This is a genomic window from Paenibacillus sp. 1A_MP2, assembly GCF_052244825.1.
Classification (GTDB): Bacteria; Bacillota; Bacilli; order Paenibacillales; family Paenibacillaceae; genus Paenibacillus; species Paenibacillus vandeheii.
Genome location: NZ_JBQQCS010000001.1, coordinates 2,788,439 through 2,807,126 on the forward strand (window position 1 = coordinate 2,788,439; position 18,688 = coordinate 2,807,126).

Sequence of the window (18,688 nt, forward strand, 5' to 3'; positions counted from 1 at the left end):
TCATGAGTACGTGAATTATTAAGTTTTACTCTGCCCAGCAGCATCCAAGCAACCAAAGGAAGAAGGGAGGGAATTTATATGTTTTTAAAATGGTTCAATCGACTGATCTTATTGGTATACGCGCTGCTGATTATCGTGCCGCTGTACTTTGTATTTGTGTCATCGTTCAAAACCAGCAGCAACTTCTTTAGCAGTCCATTTAGCTGGCCGGACCGTTTACATGGGATAATCTCACGGGAATGTTCCGCAACCAGCCGATGTGGCAGTATTTCGAAAACAGTCTGGTCGTAACGCTGGGCACGGTTGCGATTGAGTTGTTACTCAGCAGTATGATTGCATATGCCATTGTTCGCTGGGGTGGCAGCGTGGGCAAAATTGTGTTTGCCCTGTTCGTTGCGGGACTGATTGTTCCTTCCCAGGTAAGCATGCTGCCGATCTATTCCCTGACGCGTACGCTTGGGTGGTCGGACAGTCTAACGGGACTCATTGTAGTATCAGCTGCGATGCTGATGCCGGTCTCCGTATTTATGCTGACGGGCTTCATGCGTATGCTGAATGCGGAAATACTGGAAGCGGGCAGCATGGATGGAGCAAGCGAGTGGAGGCTCTATACACGGATTGCGTTACCACTGGCTGCACCTTCTTTGGCAGCTACAGCTACGTTCCTGCTTGTGATGGTCTGGAATGATCTGCTCATTCCGATGCTGATGCTCAGCAGTAAGTCCAAGCTCACATTGCCTCTCGCGCTCATGCAGTTCCGCGGGGAATACGTGACCAACTATCCGATGATGCTCACGGGTGTGCTGGTAACAGCCATTCCGATGATCGTGCTGTTCATTCTGCTTCAACGCTATTTTGTTGCAGGTCTGACAGCGGGTTCACTCAAGGGGTAAGGTATGGGAAGAAGATCAACGGATATGCGTATTTTGCATTGATTTCTGGATCATTCTGCATAATAATGGTTTAGTGTCAGAATGATTATATAGAGATCAAGGGAGCTATAAGTGATGAGCAAACTGGAAGTATTGCGGAATCCCAAGCAGCGCAAGCTGCTGTTCAGTGCCGGCATGAGCTGGCTGTTTGATGCAATGGAAGTCGGCATGATTTCCTTCATCGTGGCTGCACTTGCCAAGGAATGGAGTCTCAGTCCCGGACAAGTCGGGGTGCTTACAAGTATCAACTCGATTGGTATGGCGCTAGGTGCATTGCTTGCGGGGGCACTTGCGGACCGTTTCGGGCGTAAGGCCATTTTGATGTGGACATTACTAATTTTCACGATTGCTAGCGGTCTTTCAGCCCTGGCGACCGGATTCGCCGTATTGTGTGTACTGCGTCTGATTGCCGGTATTGGCCTTGGCGGTGAGCTGCCCGTAGCATCTACATTGGTATCGGAGTCCATGCCTACGGCAGAACGCGGACGTGCAGTTGTACTGCTGGAGAGTTTCTGGGCAGGCGGTTGGATAGTATCGGCACTCATTGCCAACTTTGTGATCCCGGAATATGGCTGGAGAATTGCTTTTGCTATTGGTGCTGTTCCGGCGTTCTATGCGCTGTACCTGCGCCGTGCTATTCAGGACCCGCCACGTTACAAGAACAATACCAAGCTTCATAAAATCACGTTCCGTGAGAAGGTAGCTACGGTCTGGTCAGCACCGCATCGTCGTACAACGTTGATGCTCTGGATCTTGTGGTTTACCGTCATTTTCTCTTATTATGGCATGTTCTTGTGGTTGCCGTCGGTTGTCATGGCGAAAGGCTTTACGCTGGTCAAAAGCTTCCAGTACGTGCTGATTATGACGATCGCGCAGCTGCCAGGTTACTTCACAGCGGCGTACTTCATTGAGCGGTTTGGTCGCAAATTTGTACTTGTCGTTTATCTTACATTGACAGCAGTAAGTGCGATTGCTTTTGGACTGGCAACAACGGAAGCGACGATTCTGACCGCAGGTATCTGCCTTTCCTTCTTCAATCTGGGAGCTTGGGGCGGACTGTACGCGTATAGTCCGGAATTGTATCCCACTTCCGTTCGTTCCACAGGTGTGGGTCTTGCCACATCGGTAGGCCGGATTGGGGGCGTGCTTGCGCCATTAATGGTTGGTATGCTGGTTCAGCGTGAGGTTGCAATCAGCCTGATATTCACGATTTTCTTCGTGACCATCCTCATTGGCGCAGCCGCTGTGCTGTTCTTGGGCCGGGAAACGAAGGGTTTGGAACTGGCCGAATAAATGTCAATAAATACAACGCAACTTTTGTACGGGTCAACCTGCCTACGGAAATGATGGGCTGGACAAGCGGAAGGAAGTTGATACAAGAAGAGGCATGACCATGGCGTGACCATGGGCTCATGCCTCTTTTTGCTATGTTTGGAGTGGATTTTTGCCTGCGCCCTCGGTCCGATAGACGTCACTTTTTCTATATCCTATAATGACACTCGGGATGTCCAACCGTGAGAATTCAGGGGAAGAAGTGGGATCTGGATTCAGAAAAGTGGAGGTTAATGGAATGATGAAAAACAATATTGAAATGGATCAGACGCGTAAAATGAATGAAGTGAATGCAGAGAATATGATGAATGAAAAGCATATGATGAGTGGACAGAATAGCGTGTGTGAACGGATACGTGTGATTGAGAATGTGGGGATGAAGGTGATATACAGCTATAATGGCAACGATAGGATGAGTGAGATGAACAGGAGATATGATGTGATCGACCTTACTCCTGTTCAAGAGATGAGAGAAATGAAACAGATGAAGTATATCTACAGCCTTGATGAAGAAGTTAGTTTAAATCGCGGGGATGAGAGGCTTGAATTGTATAATCTGTATGATCTGCACACAAGTACTGACCACATGGGGCCTATTACCGTCAGCCGGAAAGTCACCCATCGCAGGGGAAAAAGGCTGGCAAAAGGGCAGGACGAGTCAGTGTGCTTCTCGGTGCCTTCGCGATGGCTCTCGGACTTACGATGGCAACTCCTTCTGCCGGAGCACAGAAGCTGGAGCAGGGCGTTCGCGGTGAACATGTGCTGCAATTGCAGGAGCAATTAAGCGAACTGGGGTATTTTAAGGCCGGAATGACTGGATATTACGGTTCTATTACCAAAGGCGCTGTCCGTAAGTTCCAGCAGGCTCAGGGGTTGAGTGCGGATGGGATTGCAGGTCCGGCAACACTGAACAGACTAAACAAGAAGGCTGCAGCCCAAGGCAACACGCTGCGCCAGTTGGCAAAGCTGATTCATGGGGAAGCACGCGGAGAATCCTTTGAAGGACAGGTTGCTGTAGGCGCGGTCGTCTTGAATCGTGTGCATTCGAATGCATTCCCGTCATCAATTCCGAAAGTGATTTTCCAGAAAGGGCAGTTCACGGCCATAGACGATGGACAGTTTAATACAAAACCAACCCAGACTTCCTACCAGGCAGCACGTAAAGCCTTGAATGGCACTGATCCGACACACGGAGCCCTCTATTATTACAATCCGAAGATTGCAACGTCGTTGTGGAGCAAGAGAAGACCAACGTTGCTGACGATTGGGCAGCATGATTTTACAAGGTGAGTTAGGTTAAGAGATATAAGTAATAATTAAAATAATGGTGAACCCCAGTTGTGCGCTGCTGAATGCAGATGCGCTGCCGGGGTTCTGTTCGTTCTGGAGGGGAGTGTAGGGATTTCTTCTTACCCTTAAGTCGCTCTCTAATTGACAATGATTATCGTTATCGAATATAGTCAAAGTGAATTATAAAGGGATTTCTTACTGAATATTAGGTTCAGTATGTGGTCAAACGGGGAGAAAAATAGTGAACTGGGAAGAGTATATTCAAATGTGGGACAATTCATCGATTCAGCTGGTGGATATTCGCCAAATTGTAATAAGTAGCGGGGGAAGCAGCAATATCATCTCCCAGTCAGTGGTTTTATATATATCGTGCAAGGACAAGGCTCCCTTTGGTTGGATGATGATATACATATATTTAAAAGGTTTTATCTACTGCATGCAGGAAAGGGAAGCAGGATCAGATTTGAGGCTGGACAAGATGAGGTGACGTACTATTACATTTTATATAGAGGTAGTATGTCCCCCAAAGCTAGCAAAGAAATCCAGAAGAACTATCTCATGAACAACCCTTTTCAGCTACCCTATGCCTACCAGCCTCTTGCTCCGGTTAATCTGTATCGTCATGTCGATTCGATGTATGAGGAATGGAACCGAAGACAGATTTTTGAACGTTTTCATGTGAAAATCTTTTTTTACCAGTTCGTATATACACTTGTCCAGCAACTGAAGCTTCAAGGAGTTACTTCAAAGGAAAAGGATATGGTAGAAGAGATCATCCAGTACATTCACGAACATTTTAATGAATCTATTTCTCTGGAGTCCTTGGCTGAACAATGGAATTACAGCATTCAATACTTATCGAAACAGTTCAAACTTCGTACGGGCAGAAGTCCTATCGAATATGTGATTCAGGCGCGGATGGCTAAAGCAAAAGAATTAATGATTCGGACAGATGCCACTGCACAGGAGATAGCTTCAAGCGTAGGTTATAGTGACGTTTTTTATTTCACACGTTTGTTCAAGAAGCAGGTCGGGATGACGCCAGGGCAATATAAAAAGAAAATGAAGGAGGACGTAGGCGATTCAGATAGTCCATGGGAAGGGTTCGTATCCTCTATGGGCAAACATTCTTCTACTTGTTATGTTATTGATGATAATCATTATCAATACAAAACAGAAGGGGATAGACAGATGTATAGAGGAACAAGATCGAAGATGGTATTAACACTCATGTTATGTTTTACGTTAATGCTTGCAGCGTGCACGAATGGGAACTCCAGTCAAAATAATACCCAGGGATCAGCAGGTGGAAATTCAAAGCAGAGTGCAAAGTCTACTCAAAATATGCCTTCCAATGAGGCCAAAGAAGATACGAGCATGCGTAAAGTATCAACGGTCATGGGAGAAGTTAGTGTTCCGACACATCCCAAACGTGTTGTTGTTGACTGGGACTTAGGGCCAGTCTTAGCTGTAGGGGTAACGCCAGTTGGAGCATCCAGTACACAAATGAACTTTGCAAAGTTTCTAAAACCTTATTTACCTGACACGGTTCAAGATATTGGTTTGGAGGGAAGTATCTCTTTAGAGAAGGTATTGGATTTGTCTCCAGATATCATTATTACTTGGAATACAGCAGCCTATGAAAGTTACTCTAAGATTGCACCGACCGTCGTGTTTGAGACAAGCAAGTACTCCACGATTCAGGAAGAAATTACGGCGATGGGCGATATTCTGGGTCGACAAGAAGAAGCTAAGAAGTGGAATGAAGATTTTGAAAAACGTACGGAAGCTGCCCGCAATAAAATTAGAAATGTAATTCCTAAAGATGCAACGATCTCCATTGTGGATTATATTACTGTAGACAAATTTTTGATGGTGATTGGTAATGCAGGCGAGCGTGGGGCAGAGCTACATACGATATTTTGGGTCTGAACCCAACGCCTAAAGTGAAATCATTGACAAAAAGAGGATCGTATTGAAGTGTCATGGGAGACTGTAAACGATTATGTAGGCGACTACGTCATTGTGCTTAAAGTTGAAGGTAAAGAGCCACCCAAGCTCCCAGTGACGTGGACATCCTTAGATGCCGTCAAAAATCATCATGTGATTGAGATCGAAATGGAAAAATATTTCGCGGCGGATTCATTCTCGTCTCTGTTACAGGCCGAAGATATTGCGGATAAGATTACGAAAATGGCTGCGGCTGCTAAATGATTAAATGCTCCAATTGGATCTAGGCTTTCAATGCCGAACTGAAAACAACGCACATTGATTGAATATTAATGCCTATCGTAGATTAACTATTTTAGTTAGAGGGTACCATCAAAGTCGCCTACATGGCGGCTTTTTTTGTGACAGTAGGACAGTCACCTACAGAGAAGAGCAAGGGGGACAAACTCACTCCTGATCCATAATTCCCAGATGAATTGATGATCACTTTCTTGTTAGGAATAACCGGGTACTGAACGTCCCTCACTCACCATTTTCTTCGCTACTTTACTTAATAGTAGTTCAAGCGCTGGATATCATTGAAACCGAATACGGATTTACAAAGTATATATAAAGGAGGATATAATTAGTTGGTTATAAATTTGTACTCGGTTACATCCATAGAAGGGAGGACGAATATGCCAATTATTGGGGGATCATTTTAATCTTTATCCTAGCATTTATTCTATGGTCATTAATGTTCCCGCTATTCAATAAAATAGGTAGTAGAGTTTTGAAGAAATACAATAAATTCAAACAAGAGGAGAATGTAGATGGAAAATTCAAAGACGTTTAAAGTAGGGGCTATTGCGGTTGCGATAGTTATTATTGTGGGAGTGTTACTGGTGACTTTCTTTGTAACACGAATTCCTAATGGATATGTTGGAGTCGTTTATTCACCCAATGGAGGCGTAAAAGATAGTACACTGAGTCAAGGGTGGAAACTAGTTGGAGCGTTTGATAAAGTAACGAAATATCCGATCCGAATTCAAACGGTTGAATACAGAGATATTCAGATTGCTACTTCTGACGGGAAAAACATCACAATCGATTTTGCTTACAACTACCAAGTAGAACCAAGTAAAGTATCTTCTATTTTCAATACATTTGGGCCAATTAGCATTCAAGAAATTGAGGATACATATCTCAAAACACGTTTCCGTGACGCAGCTCGTAAAGGTATTTCCAAGTTTACAGTAATTGATGTTTATGGTGAAAAGTCATCCGAAGCAGGAGTGGATGTCCAACAACGTTTTTCTGATGACGTTAAAGAGTTAGGCTTTATTGTATCCAACGTTACCGTAGGTGTTCCTCAACCTGACGCTAAGACGCAGGAAGCAATCGATAAGCGTGTTGAAGCTTCTCAAGAACTGGAACGTAAAACGACTGAACTTGAGATCGCCAAGAAAGAAGCAGATCGTAAGCGCGTGGAAGCACAAGGTAATGCAGACAAACTATTGATCGAAGCAGAGGGTCAAGCTAAAGCAAATAAAGAGCTTCAACAATCATTATCGAGTCAACTCGTTGAATATGAAACCATCAAGAAATGGGATGGAGCCCTTCCATATGTAAGTGGGTCAAATACGCCAATGATTCAATTGCCGACTTCGACTACAAAAATAGAGCAAAATAGCGGCTCGGGGAGCGTATCTCCCTAATAACGGTTTGAAATGCACGCCTTGCTTTCTCACCAATTTTATGTGTTGGATTCTAATGAACAAGCCGGTCCAATCGTGGGCTGACTTGTTCATTTTTGAGTCTTTTCAAAGGTACCATGAGGGATTAAGTTAAGCCTTGGCATTGGATTCAACTGTCCAATCCTGTACAATGGATAACGACAAAAACAACGGTAGATTAAGGATGGATCAGCACGATGAGAATGATCATATCACCAGCGAAAAAGATGAAGATCGATACCGATCTTATGGCTATCGCGCAGATGCCGCATTTTATAAACGAGTCAGAACAGCTATTGAGTCTGCTTCAAGAGTTATCCTATGACGAACTCAAAGCGATGTGGAAGTGTAACGATGCAATTGCCGAAAAGAACGTGGAGCGGATTCAGAATATGAATGTAAAGGACAATCTTACGCCAGCAATATATTCCTATGAGGGCATTCAGTATCAGTATATGGCTCCAGGTGTTTTTCAAGATGAGGAACTGGCGTATCTTCAGCAGCATTTACGTATATTATCCGGTTTTTATGGCATGTTACGGCCATTGGATGGTGTTACCCCTTATCGGTTGGAGATGCAGGGCAAGCTGGAAGGTCCGGGATTCCGCTCGCTCTATCAATTCTGGGCAGTAAGTTGGCAGATCAGCTTCAATCAGAAAGCAACTGCATTCTGAATCTGGCTTCCAAAGAGTATAGCAAAAATATTTTGCCTTTTCTGAGTGAGGAAACCCGGTTCATTACTTGTGTATTCGGACAAATGGTCAATGGGAAGCTTGTTGAAAAGGCAACCTGGGCTAAAATGGCCAGAGGTGAAATGGTACGTTATATGGCAGAGCACAAGATTACAGATGTGAAAGACGTAAGAAACTTTGATCGTTTAAACTTCGCTTTTTCAGAAGAGCGATCCGACGAGAGCACGTTTGTTTTCATACAAGCAGTGGGACACTAGCCAGATGTGTCCGCTGATCATGTAACAGAATGATAACTATTTGATTCACTTAAAAGTCGCCAACTGGCGGCTTTTTTATTTTTCAGATATTAAATCTAAGTCCTAATCAAAATAGGAAAGACGATTAACTTAATTGAAATAGCATTTGAACTGCATCTAATCTATTATTCTATTTCGTATCAGGATAATTACAGGTTATTTTTAAATTGTTATCTGAGATGTAAAGGAAAAAAGTCCCTGGAATTAGGGACTAATTCACTATGTCCTAAAATAAGGAAAATGACGATAATGATTTATTAGGCTCCATTTATACATCTGTTGAGGGAGGAAATGGAGAAAAGACATAAAGGAGGAATATAAATTCCATGTGTTTAAGAAAAGGTTTTATTGTTTTTCTGATGGCTTTGTTGTTGATTGGAACCATGTATCCGACTAGCGGTTATGCGCTTTCGGATCAATCGGATGCCATAATAACAACTGAAAGTAGCGCAGAGAATGTTGATGTTCCTATGGAGGAATCAGCTTTAACAGACGACGAATATCTGGAAGATATTGATCCGGATTTCTATGAAGAGCCGGAAGGTGTAGACGAAGTTATCGAAGAACCAGAAGATGAACCGACGGTAACTGATGATACATACGGGAAAACTCTTTCTCTCCTCAAGCTATGGCCATGGAAGACGAAACTTTGACCATGAGTCCTGGAGATTCCTATACGTTCACGAATAACGGAAGTGCGACAAGGTCGTTAAGTACTAATGCGGCCACCTCAAGAAGCAGTGCATACGATTACGTTATTTATAGACCAGATGGCAGCATCATGGGCGAAAACATGGACTCTACTAGTAGTTTATCAGTAGGTTCAGGTTATACAGCTGTGATCACCTCGACGGGTCAGAATCCTTTTACAGTGACAATTCGTTCAGAATTTTCCTACAGTGTATCAGCTAACCCTGCCATGCTTAGGGTTACGTTATCCAAAGGAGAGAGCTATCGATATTTTAATGAAGGGACACAGTCAAGAGTTTTAAGTGCCGATACTTCCACGGCTCAGGACAGGAAGATAGACTACGCTTCATACAAAGAAGATGGTAGTCTTGTGAGTTCAAATTTTGAAACGACTGGGAAACCTTCACTTGCAGGAGGGAACGAAATTATTATTACTGGAGCGGGCTCACAGCCTGTTAGTGTTGGATTTCCCTATGAAGTCTATACCGGTGAATGGAGTGATGAGCCAGCCTATACGCGTACAACTCTAAATCAGGGCGATAGCTACCAATTCACCAACATCAGTTCCAAATCAGATGCACTCCAAAGTGATGGAACGACCAAAGATAAGCATGATTACGTTGTTTATCTTCCGGATGGAACGGAAAGTTCTACAGGGACAAATACGACGACTAAGCCTACGGTAGCAGCAGGAAGAACCGCCGTTGTAACCTTGGTTACATCAACGCCTGTAACATATGGTGTGCCATATCGGACATTTGATGTTCAAAAAGCCGGTGGTGATGCCATTACTCGAATTACCGTATATCCTGGTGAATCCATGATTTTTCGGAACAATGGTTCTTTAGCCAATCCTATTAAAAACAACGCGAGCAGTACCAACAGAGCTCTTTTTGACTATGTCCTGTATACATCAGAAGACGTTGTACATTCGGATGGTTTCAACAAAAATACAAATCCGATCATTCGCTCACAAGGTTATGCGGTCGTAACCGTAGTCGGACAAGTCCCGATTGAGTTTAGTTACACGGATGATTTCTCAGTTGAAGACAGCATGGAACCCGCATACCATCGGGTAACACTGAACCAGGGAGAAAGCGTGACATTTTGGAATAACAGCACCGATCGGGAATATCTCGACAGTGATGCGTCCACTAGTCAGGGGCGGATATTTGATTACGTGACATATTATCCGGATGGCACAGAACGGAGTACAAGAAAAGCAACAGCGGTTGAACCTGTTGTTTTTTATGGAAATAAAGCAGTGGTCACGGGTGTATCCGCTCAACCTGTAACCATAGGTGCGATTTACACCATTTTTGATGTAGAGGATCGACCTAATGATGCACTAAGCAAGATTACGGTTTCACCGGGCCAATCGGTCAAATTCCACAATGGGGGTTCACTCAGTAACCCGATTCGGAGTAACGCCAAAAAATTAGGTGCACAGTTTGATATTGTTGTGTATAAGGCAGACGGCAGAGCACATAGTGACAAATTCAATAGCAATGTAAGTCTCGCTACCATTCCTTCTGGTGGTGAAGCCATCGTTACCGTAGGGGAAGTACACCTGTCTTATTTGAATACACGGATGATTTCTCTGTAGTGGATAGCCAAGAACCGGCTTATCTGCGCGTGACGTTGAACAAAGGAGAGAGCTATGCCTTTACCAACATAAGCTCAGATTCGAAAAGACTCCGAAATGATGCTTCCAGCAGCGCGGGGCGGGTGTATGATTACACGATTTACAACGTAGATGGAACAGTGTCGAGCAGTAGAACAGCAACAGCGATCGAGGCGTATGTCTTGGATGGTAAAAAAGTTGTCGTTACCAACATCTCAGATCAACCCATAACGTATGGTGGGATTTACCGAGTATTCCGTGGACAAGATGACCAAGTCCCTTCACCAGAAACAGAAATCACTGTCAATCAAGGGCAGAGTGCTGTATTTACGAATCCGGGTTCCAAACCTGCTCAAATTGAACGAATCGCAGGAGTAACATCCGTTGTGGATTATACGGTCTACGACAAATCCAATAAAGCATTGTATTTCGTGGAAGGTAAAAGTCATGCAACTTGGGATATTCCAGCAGGTGCAACGCTTGTTGTCACCGTAGTATCTTCGGAGCCGGTCACGATTCAATATTCTGCTCCTGTGACAGCCAGTTCCAGTCAGGAGCCTGCACTTATCAAGCGGGATTTGGCGCCAAATAACACGCTGTTGTTTTCGAATACATTACCTTATGAAGCAATACTCGTTGGATCTTCCTCAGTAGGAGGAGCCTATGATTACGTTATTCGGAATCAGAACCAAGTGGTTGTTAAGGAAGGAAAGAATGCGACAGGAGGACAATTCGTACCTGAAAAGTCTGATATTCAGGTGCATAATGTGTCAGCCCAACCGCTGAAATTTGTAGGTGCTTATCGCCACTTTACGATCAAGGAAGTGGATGTGGAGTTTCTGACTTTGTATGAGAACACAGAAACGGCGCTTCCCACAGTTCAGCAAGGGAATGTGTACTATCGTTTTAGCCCCTATAGCTCTGACAAGTATCGGATTGCGATAAAGGAATCAGGTGATTTTTCCACTGAGCCTCGGATCGAATTGTATTCAGATAAGGAACTTAGCATTCCGGTAGCTGCTTCAATAGAGCAAGAACAGCTATATGGTGAGCAATATACAGTTCTTGAATGGGAGCTTCAAGGTGGACAATATTATTATCTCAAGATAAGTGAAAAGGATGGAAAACCGATTCAGGGAGTCATAAAAGCAGCGTGGATGAACATTCGCAATGACAACAGCTATGAATATGGCTATGGCAATCAATTGCTTAAAGTCGTTCTATTTACGGGAGATCAAATTGTATTTGAATATGACCGGAACGGAAATTTGACGAAACGAACGAAAAAGATTTTCCCATTTAATTAATGATTGTCTAAATCTAGGTTGAGGTGATGGAGTGTTTAAGAAAATAACGATTATTTGGTTATGCGTCATATTGGTTCTTAGTGGGTTTGGTTCTTTTGGATATGGAGGACAAGCAGCAGCGGCGGCAGAAGGTAGGGATTCCCTCCCTTCCGCTACCTACATTACAACCCATAGTTTAAAAGAGCAGTTTGGTATCAAAGAAGATTGGATTGAGGAGAAACTAGATCAAGGTTACTCGCTGTTCCAGTTATATAAAGCTTTACAGACAGATCGTACAGGCGGTGAGGCTGCTGAGAAATGGCTAGAAGCACAAGAAATTAGCGAACCGATTCAAATGGAGGGACTACGCCCTTCCGGATCATCACAGCAAAACAACTTCTCGATTAATGCTCTTGGAGAGGATGCTCCAGGTACAGGAACAACCGTGGATGAAACTGGGCTAAATCACGTTGATATCCGGGATGATGCATCGCTGTACATGACGTCTTATGGAGCGGAATCGATCTCTACTGCTACGGGAGAGATGATGGTCAGTAGTACGGACATCTCCTTACCTGGACTCATTTCGTTTGATCTGACACGTGTCTATGACAGTGCTAGAGCAAGTGGACAGCTCGGCGTTCAATACGACGAAACGACACAAAAGTATTCCAATATGGTTACGCCACGCAAGGAAGAACTCTCAGCTGGATTGGGACAAGGCTGGCGTTGGGACATTCCTTTCATGGAAAAGCGTGGCGATAGTCAGTATGTCCAGATTCCAGGCGTAGGTTATTATCGCTTAAACGCTAATCTTGAACTTGAAGGCTACGTATGGAATGATTTAATCGTGAAGCAAGATACGACCGTGACTGTGGATGGCAAATCCAGTAGTTACCGTTTGTCGATCCGGAATGGCTACGATTATTTGTTTAACGGAACCGGAGAGTTACTGCAAATTACAGATGGTTACCGGAATACGGTGAATTTTCAATATACAACATTGGATGGAAACCAAGTCATCTCCCGAATTCAAAACAGTGAAGGTCAGGCGCTGACATTTGCTTATGACAACCTGAAGGTTACTGTACAGCTTGCCGGAACAGATCGGAAAGCAACGTACACGCAACGCGAGGACGAAGGCATTCGTATTTTGCGAGAATTCACGGATGCTCTGGATCGGACAACGACATATACGTACTATTATCCCGAATCCAAATTTAATTTCTTGCCTGAATTGCAAAGCAACCAAAATGCTCAAGGTGTGATGCATACCGCACTATTGACGCGTATTACTGATCCGTCATCGGCGATTACAGACATCGCTTATGTTCCGTCACTGAAGAAGATTGGCGCGGCTTCTTCACATTTCGTCTTTAAAGTAAGAGAACGCAAGAGCCAGTTTAGTTCAACGGATGGCGAAGGTGTTCTAGACAAGGTTAACTTTGAGTACTCTGGAGAAGATCTGGATGCATACGGTCAATCCGCATCATGGACAACGAAAGTGAAAGCAGAGAACACTGTAGATACTTGGACGTTCTCCAAAACGTTCAGCACTGCCGCGCACCCCGATTTGGTTCGCGTAGATAAGCATGCGCTAACCGGAGATGCGGTAACGTATACAACCGAGTTCAAGTATGATAGTCAGAATAAACGAAATCTGCCAACAGAGCTATCGGAGTGGGTTAGTGAGGGTGGACGTGCAGGCGAGAAGCTAACCACGACCATGACCTACGATGCCAATGGAATGGTGACTTCAGAAAAGCGCAGTACCGGACAAGAATCCACTTATGCGTATGAAACGGGTAAGGCTCCATATCACTGGATCAAACCTATTCGTTCGACCAGCAAGATTAATAGTACCTTGGAGAGATACACCGAAACAACCTATAACAGCCAAGGTTCCGTTCTGCGGAGCACGACTAAAAATGGATACGGCGGGCAGTTGCTCACTGAATCGGAAGTGAAGCTGGATGATAAAGGAAGAGTCATCAACACCACGGATAAAGGCGGCTATTTAGCTAAAGACAGCGTAGCGACGTTGAGTTATCAGGCTAATGCAGGGCATTTGGTGAAATCCAAGTCCATAACTGTGAATGATGCTGCTGGTAAAGCAGAAGCCCTCGTGGAATCGTATCAATATACGAATGCTGGTGAACTGGAAAAGACAACCGATGCATCCGGGGAACAGGAATCGTATCAGTATGATAAGAGAGGGCGACTTCTACAAATCGAACATGCAGATGGTACGAAATCAACTACGGCGTATGATGATGTTAAGAACATCATTACAAATACATCGCCAGATGGCATTGTCACGACCGAGCGGTATAATCCGTTAGGTCTTTTGGTAGAAGAGCAGACGGCTGAGGCTACTTACAAATACGCCTATGACCGCGAAGGTAATGTAACGGCTGTTGAGGATGCCGAAGGCAATGTGACGAGATTTGTAGTCGACGCGTTTGGACAAGCGATAGAGACAAAGTATCCAGACGGGACCACCGGAACAACCAATATTGATGCTGTGGGTCAAACGGTGACCTATAAGGACGCTGCTGACAATCGCACACGGGAGAAGAAGGATTTACTTGGTCGTGTGACGGCGGTGGAAGAATATCTGAATGGTGCATATGTTCCGTTACAACAAACCGAATATGATATCGATGGTAACGTAATTGCATCTATCGATGGTAACGGTCAACGAACGACCTATACGTATGATGCGCTTGGACAAATCACGACGGTAACCACACCGAAGCAAGAGACAAGCCGCTACTTCTATGGCTATCAGGGCCAAGTGACACAGATCGTATCACCGAATACGCAAACAGTCACAAAACAGTATGATGAATTGGGAAGACTCATTAAACAGACGCATCCGAGTCCAGCCGGGTATGCGACAACGTTATATTACGATAAGAAAAGTAATCTGATCAAAAAACAAGATCGACTTGGTAAAGTAACAGAGTATACGTATAACAGTGATAACATGCTCACAAGCATGAAGGCACCGGATAGCAACGTTTCTTACACTTACGACGAAATCGGCCGTAGAACATCGATGACCGATGATCATGGAAAGACCACGTACAGTTATCGTGCCGAAGATGGGATGTTGAACGGACTGACGTTCCCGGATGGGACACGACTTGATTACGAAAACAATACCCAGCAACGTCTAGGCTATACCCTGACGGATGCCAAAGGACAATCCTTGCGCATTCACGGCGAAGTAGATGCTATGAACCGGGTAACTTCCATGGACATTACCTCGGGTTCGGGAGGAGCTTCTGCACTTGCTGCATCAGGAACGACGCCTGTAGACCGGATGACTTTCAGTTACGCGTCCAATAGCTTGCTGGAGAAAGTGTCGTTTGGCAAGGGCCTCAGCACAAGCTATCAGTTCAATGGCTATGACCTCTCGGGAGTCAAGATCTCTCAAGGGACTTCGGCGGTGCAGCAGTTTACCTATGAATACGACGGTAACAAAAACATCACGTCCCGTACACAGAACGGGGAAACCGATCAATACACATACGATGAATTGAGCCGGATTCAGACCGAAACGGGCACGCAAAAAGAAACGTATACTTATGACCCGAATGGTAACCGGTACAGTACCGGAAGTGGTAAGGTATACGGTCTAAAGGATGCACAGTATACGTATGACAGCCAGAATCGTCTGATTAAAGCAACGGGTGAAGGCAAAACGGTAACCTATAGTTATAATGGGGATGGATTGTTGTATGAACGTACCGAAGGCGAGCAAACGATTCGTTATTATTACGATGAAGAAGCCAAACTCATGGCCGAGGCCGTTGTAACGTCTGGAAAAGCTGAGCTGACGTACGCCTATATCTATGATCTTTACGGGCAATTATGGGCCCGCCAGGACAAGAAAACAGGTAAACTGGAATACTACCAGTTGAATGGACACGGTGATGTGGTTGGCCTCGTGGATGAGTCAGGCAAAGTACTTAACAGCTACACTTATGATATCTGGGCGGACCCTTAACAACAGAGGAAAACGTACCAAATGTACTTCGTTATGCCGGGGAATATTGGGATGGTACTGTAGGGCTGCAATATTTGCGAGCACGCTGGTATGATCCAAGTATGGCACGTTTCATCGGTGAGGATACGTACGAGGGAGAACTAAATGATCCGCTAACTATGAACTTGTATTCTTATGTGTTAAATAATCCATTGAAGTATGTCGACCCGAGTGGACATTCCTCTAAAAGACCCGCGAGTAATACACTTGAAGGGATGGGGCTTGGGAGCGGGAGTGCTAGTGGCGGGCGAATGACCCCGGGTGGAAGTATGGGTGGTGGTGGAGGACGTGGTGGAAGTTCAACCAAACCTAGTGCTTCAAAACCGAAGAGCTCTAAATCTATTACGGGAAAAAGTTCTATAAATGGATTAACAAGAGATGCAGCTAGGAAATTTGCCCAAAACTTATTGAAAAATGGTGAAATCAGGATAACACATTTAAAGTCAATGATTCCAAAGGGAATAAAAAATACATTTGTAAAAACAGATACAATTAAAGTGGGTGCAAAATATGAATTTGTACTTGCAGATGGACAGAAGGTCATAATTAGATGGCATTCACCTGATCCTGTTGCGAAAATGAGATATCCCGGGTCCGCATCTGGAACCCGTTGGACCGCGCAAATAAAAATAGGAAATAAACAATTAAAGACAGATGGAACATGGACAAAAAACCAATCTTTGGATCAGGTTCATATTCCAATAAAAGGGAAGTGAAAAAATGAATATTGGAGATTTTGAGAAATTACCTGATAGGTTACCTACAGAAGTTTTATTATCCTTGTTTAGAAATGTGTTAAAAGATTTTGAAACTATGAGCTTGGATAAAAAAGAATTTTTGTTGATCCTAGCCGAATTAACAGATCGACAAGTCATGACTTATGAGCTTCTAGAGGATAAAACAAGAAACGATGTAGATGTTGTATTGAGGAGGTTATGGAATACTAATTCCTACGATGATGTAGATGTGATACTCTCTATTGTTGTTAACCTTGGTTTAGAGAAGTGTTTTGATAAAATTAAAGAGTCTATGAAAGAACACAATATAGACATAGTAATTTTAAATGAAATCAAAGAGACCATTATGGAGGTTGGAAATAATATTTCAAATCCATATTATGATTTAGAACGGTTTAAATCACCTAAAAGTGAGTTGTAACCCATAAATAAAGACACATTGAAGCTACGACCGTTTCCCGGTATTCTACGGGGAAAGGTCGTTTAGTTTCTTCTGGAAATCCTATTAATTGAAGCCTATTAGTACTATTTTAATCATCATTAATATGTCTGATAGTTGTGGATGGAATGAAAATATGGATGGCTCGGTGGGGAACCCTGCATGAACGGATCCCACCACGCTCGCCTAATATGAACGCTCATATCGAGTCATTCCATCTGATACTTCAAGATGATTGTCTATCTCGATATGACTTTGCCACATATGGTGAAGCTTATGAAGCAGTCACTGAATTCATGATCTTCTACAACGAAAGAAGAATGCATTCCAGCATTAAAGACCTAGGTCCTATTGATTTTTACAAGCAGAACCTGATTTATCCCATTCCAATTGAGGCCGTCCGATTGTAATTTGAAAAGCTATGAAAGAATGAGATGAAGAGAGCATGTGTCCAAACTTAAGGGGTTAATCTGCTCAAAGTCGGTGACTTGCTTGTTAAGAGTGATGGGAATACACTCAAGATAGACAGCATTGAACTGTTGTATAAGCAGGTAACGGTTTAGAACATAACGGTTGATGAATTTCATACGTATTTTGTAAGTGACCTTGGTATTTGGGTGCATAATACGAATTGTAGTTATAAAGACATTACAGTCGGAAAGAGTGTAAGAAATATTTCAACCAATGTAACAAAGGCGGATTTTGAGAAGAGTCTTTTGAAGGAAGGGTGGAAAAAGGCAGTGAGTAAGGACGGTAAAGTCACTATCTATTCTAAAGATGGTGCGAGATACACAGTTCGTGACATTTCAAAGCAATCCCAACTAACTGTTGAATTTTGGGCTAAGGTAGCTACTGGGGTCACAACTAAGATTCGATTGGGGGATTGACAAATTGAGCAATACTATTAAAAGCTCAGAAGAATTTGAGAAAGCATCACGTTTGGTTTTAAAAGTCATTTGTGTTGACGAGAGGTTACCAAATCCAGTATTTAAAGTTTCCTTTCCAAATAAAGTTGTTTTTGATTTTGATTATGTAATGAGTTATAAATTTTGGGGTGAATTGGATGGTGACTCCTCTGTAATTATGGCTGTTTTAGATCCAGACCCTGAAAATTATTACTACAGTGAGTTTTCCCAATATAACTGGTGTGTTTTACAAAAAGGTACCACCGCTGATGAGTATTGGAATATCCTTAATCAGGGACCAGAAGAAAGCCCTGCTGATGCTATTCTATCTAACTCTGAAGTAGTTATATGGTTATCGTCGTCGCTGAATTGGGCAATATGGGGAGAAAGAAGTTACGGCATTTGTATTTTAGGTTTTAACGATGAAATGAGCAAGTACAGTAGTGACTCATGTTTTTCAATAGACAGGGCTATTACTGATTTGGTGGCTTTAAACTTTACCAAAGGTATACCCGAAGATGTGACTAATAAGTTAATGAAACATTATAGCATTAAGAACTAGGAACTGATAAGACCTTGAGGACTGCAATCCTCAAGGTCTTTATTTAATATCCCCTCCTTCGTATGGCTCATATAAAAAGGATATGAAGGATCTTGAAGATGGTTTAAGAACGTATTGAACCGTTAAAAAGGGATAGATGAAAAAAATATTGTTAGCATTAAAGCTCGTCGTAGTAAATTCCTCA

Annotated in this window: 16 protein-coding genes and 2 pseudogenes; all 18 read left to right on the forward strand. The window is 43.4% G+C overall.

Features of this window, described 5'->3' with window-relative positions; all coding sequences use genetic code 11:
* Positions 1–78: 78 nt before the first annotated feature.
* The 18 genes and pseudogenes from ACTWJ7_RS13650 (at position 79) to ACTWJ7_RS13735 (ending at position 18,504) form a co-directional block, all read left to right on the forward strand.
* Positions 79–291 carry a hypothetical protein gene (locus tag ACTWJ7_RS13650; protein ID WP_443145527.1) on the forward strand — a complete coding sequence of 71 codons (213 nt, stop codon included), beginning with the start codon at positions 79–81 and terminating at the stop codon, positions 289–291.
* Positions 240–893: a carbohydrate ABC transporter permease gene (locus tag ACTWJ7_RS13655; RefSeq protein WP_443145528.1), complete on the forward strand. Its 654-nt coding sequence runs from the start codon at positions 240–242 to the stop codon at positions 891–893. Before ACTWJ7_RS13650 ends, ACTWJ7_RS13655 begins: the two co-directional genes overlap by 52 nt.
* 114 nt (positions 894–1,007) lie before the next feature.
* Positions 1,008–2,225, forward strand: a complete 1,218-nt coding sequence (locus tag ACTWJ7_RS13660) for an MFS transporter (RefSeq protein ID WP_301877732.1) — start codon at positions 1,008–1,010, stop codon at positions 2,223–2,225.
* 277 nt (positions 2,226–2,502) lie between these two features.
* Entirely contained in the window at positions 2,503–3,048 is a 546-nt protein-coding gene (locus ACTWJ7_RS13665; protein WP_443145529.1) for a hypothetical protein, read from the forward strand.
* Positions 2,967–3,554: a cell wall hydrolase gene (locus ACTWJ7_RS13670; protein ID WP_443146373.1), complete on the forward strand. Its 588-nt coding sequence runs from the start codon at positions 2,967–2,969 to the stop codon at positions 3,552–3,554. Before ACTWJ7_RS13665 ends, ACTWJ7_RS13670 begins: the two co-directional genes overlap by 82 nt.
* Positions 3,555–4,112: 558 nt before the next feature.
* Positions 4,113–5,486 carry a helix-turn-helix domain-containing protein gene (locus ACTWJ7_RS13675; RefSeq protein WP_443145530.1) on the forward strand — a complete coding sequence of 458 codons (1,374 nt, stop codon included), beginning with the start codon at positions 4,113–4,115 and terminating at the stop codon, positions 5,484–5,486.
* Between the two features lie 48 nt (positions 5,487–5,534).
* The gene (locus ACTWJ7_RS13680) at positions 5,535–5,768 is read left to right on the forward strand and encodes a hypothetical protein (protein ID WP_443145531.1); all 234 of its coding nucleotides are present in this window, start codon (positions 5,535–5,537) and stop codon (positions 5,766–5,768) included.
* Positions 5,769–6,316: 548 nt separating this feature from the next.
* Positions 6,317–7,201 (forward strand): prohibitin family protein, encoded by an 885-nt coding sequence (locus ACTWJ7_RS13685; protein WP_301877729.1) that lies wholly within the window; start codon positions 6,317–6,319, stop codon positions 7,199–7,201.
* 266 nt (positions 7,202–7,467) lie between these two features.
* A pseudogene (gene yaaA, locus ACTWJ7_RS13690) lies at positions 7,468–8,168 on the forward strand (peroxide stress protein YaaA).
* Positions 8,169–8,533: 365 nt separating this feature from the next.
* Positions 8,534–8,860, forward strand: a complete 327-nt coding sequence (locus tag ACTWJ7_RS13695; protein WP_443145532.1) for a hypothetical protein — start codon at positions 8,534–8,536, stop codon at positions 8,858–8,860.
* Complete coding sequence (locus ACTWJ7_RS13700) at positions 8,857–10,503, forward strand: hypothetical protein (protein ID WP_443145533.1); 1,647 nt, start codon at positions 8,857–8,859, stop codon at positions 10,501–10,503. The genes ACTWJ7_RS13695 and ACTWJ7_RS13700 overlap by 4 nt, the downstream gene beginning before the upstream one ends.
* Positions 10,503–11,828, forward strand: coding sequence for a hypothetical protein (locus ACTWJ7_RS13705; RefSeq protein ID WP_443145534.1), 1,326 nt, complete (start codon positions 10,503–10,505; stop codon positions 11,826–11,828). Before ACTWJ7_RS13700 ends, ACTWJ7_RS13705 begins: the two co-directional genes overlap by 1 nt.
* A gap of 31 nt (positions 11,829–11,859) precedes the next feature.
* Positions 11,860–15,822 (forward strand): DUF6531 domain-containing protein, encoded by a 3,963-nt coding sequence (locus ACTWJ7_RS13710; RefSeq protein WP_443145535.1) that lies wholly within the window; start codon positions 11,860–11,862, stop codon positions 15,820–15,822.
* Positions 15,807–15,980: pseudogene (locus ACTWJ7_RS13715) on the forward strand (RHS repeat-associated core domain-containing protein); the annotation flags it as partial. The gene ACTWJ7_RS13710 and the pseudogene ACTWJ7_RS13715, both read left to right, overlap by 16 nt.
* Positions 15,981–16,130: 150 nt before the next feature.
* Entirely contained in the window at positions 16,131–16,577 is a 447-nt protein-coding gene (locus tag ACTWJ7_RS13720) for a hypothetical protein (protein WP_443145536.1), read from the forward strand.
* A gap of 4 nt (positions 16,578–16,581) precedes the next feature.
* Positions 16,582–17,019, forward strand: a complete 438-nt coding sequence (locus ACTWJ7_RS13725; RefSeq protein ID WP_301877725.1) for a hypothetical protein — start codon at positions 16,582–16,584, stop codon at positions 17,017–17,019.
* Positions 17,020–17,177: 158 nt separating this feature from the next.
* Positions 17,178–17,447 (forward strand): integrase core domain-containing protein, encoded by a 270-nt coding sequence (locus ACTWJ7_RS13730; protein WP_443145537.1) that lies wholly within the window; start codon positions 17,178–17,180, stop codon positions 17,445–17,447.
* Positions 17,448–17,928: 481 nt separating this feature from the next.
* Positions 17,929–18,504: a hypothetical protein gene (locus tag ACTWJ7_RS13735; protein ID WP_301877723.1), complete on the forward strand. Its 576-nt coding sequence runs from the start codon at positions 17,929–17,931 to the stop codon at positions 18,502–18,504.
* Positions 18,505–18,688: the final 184 nt, after the last annotated feature.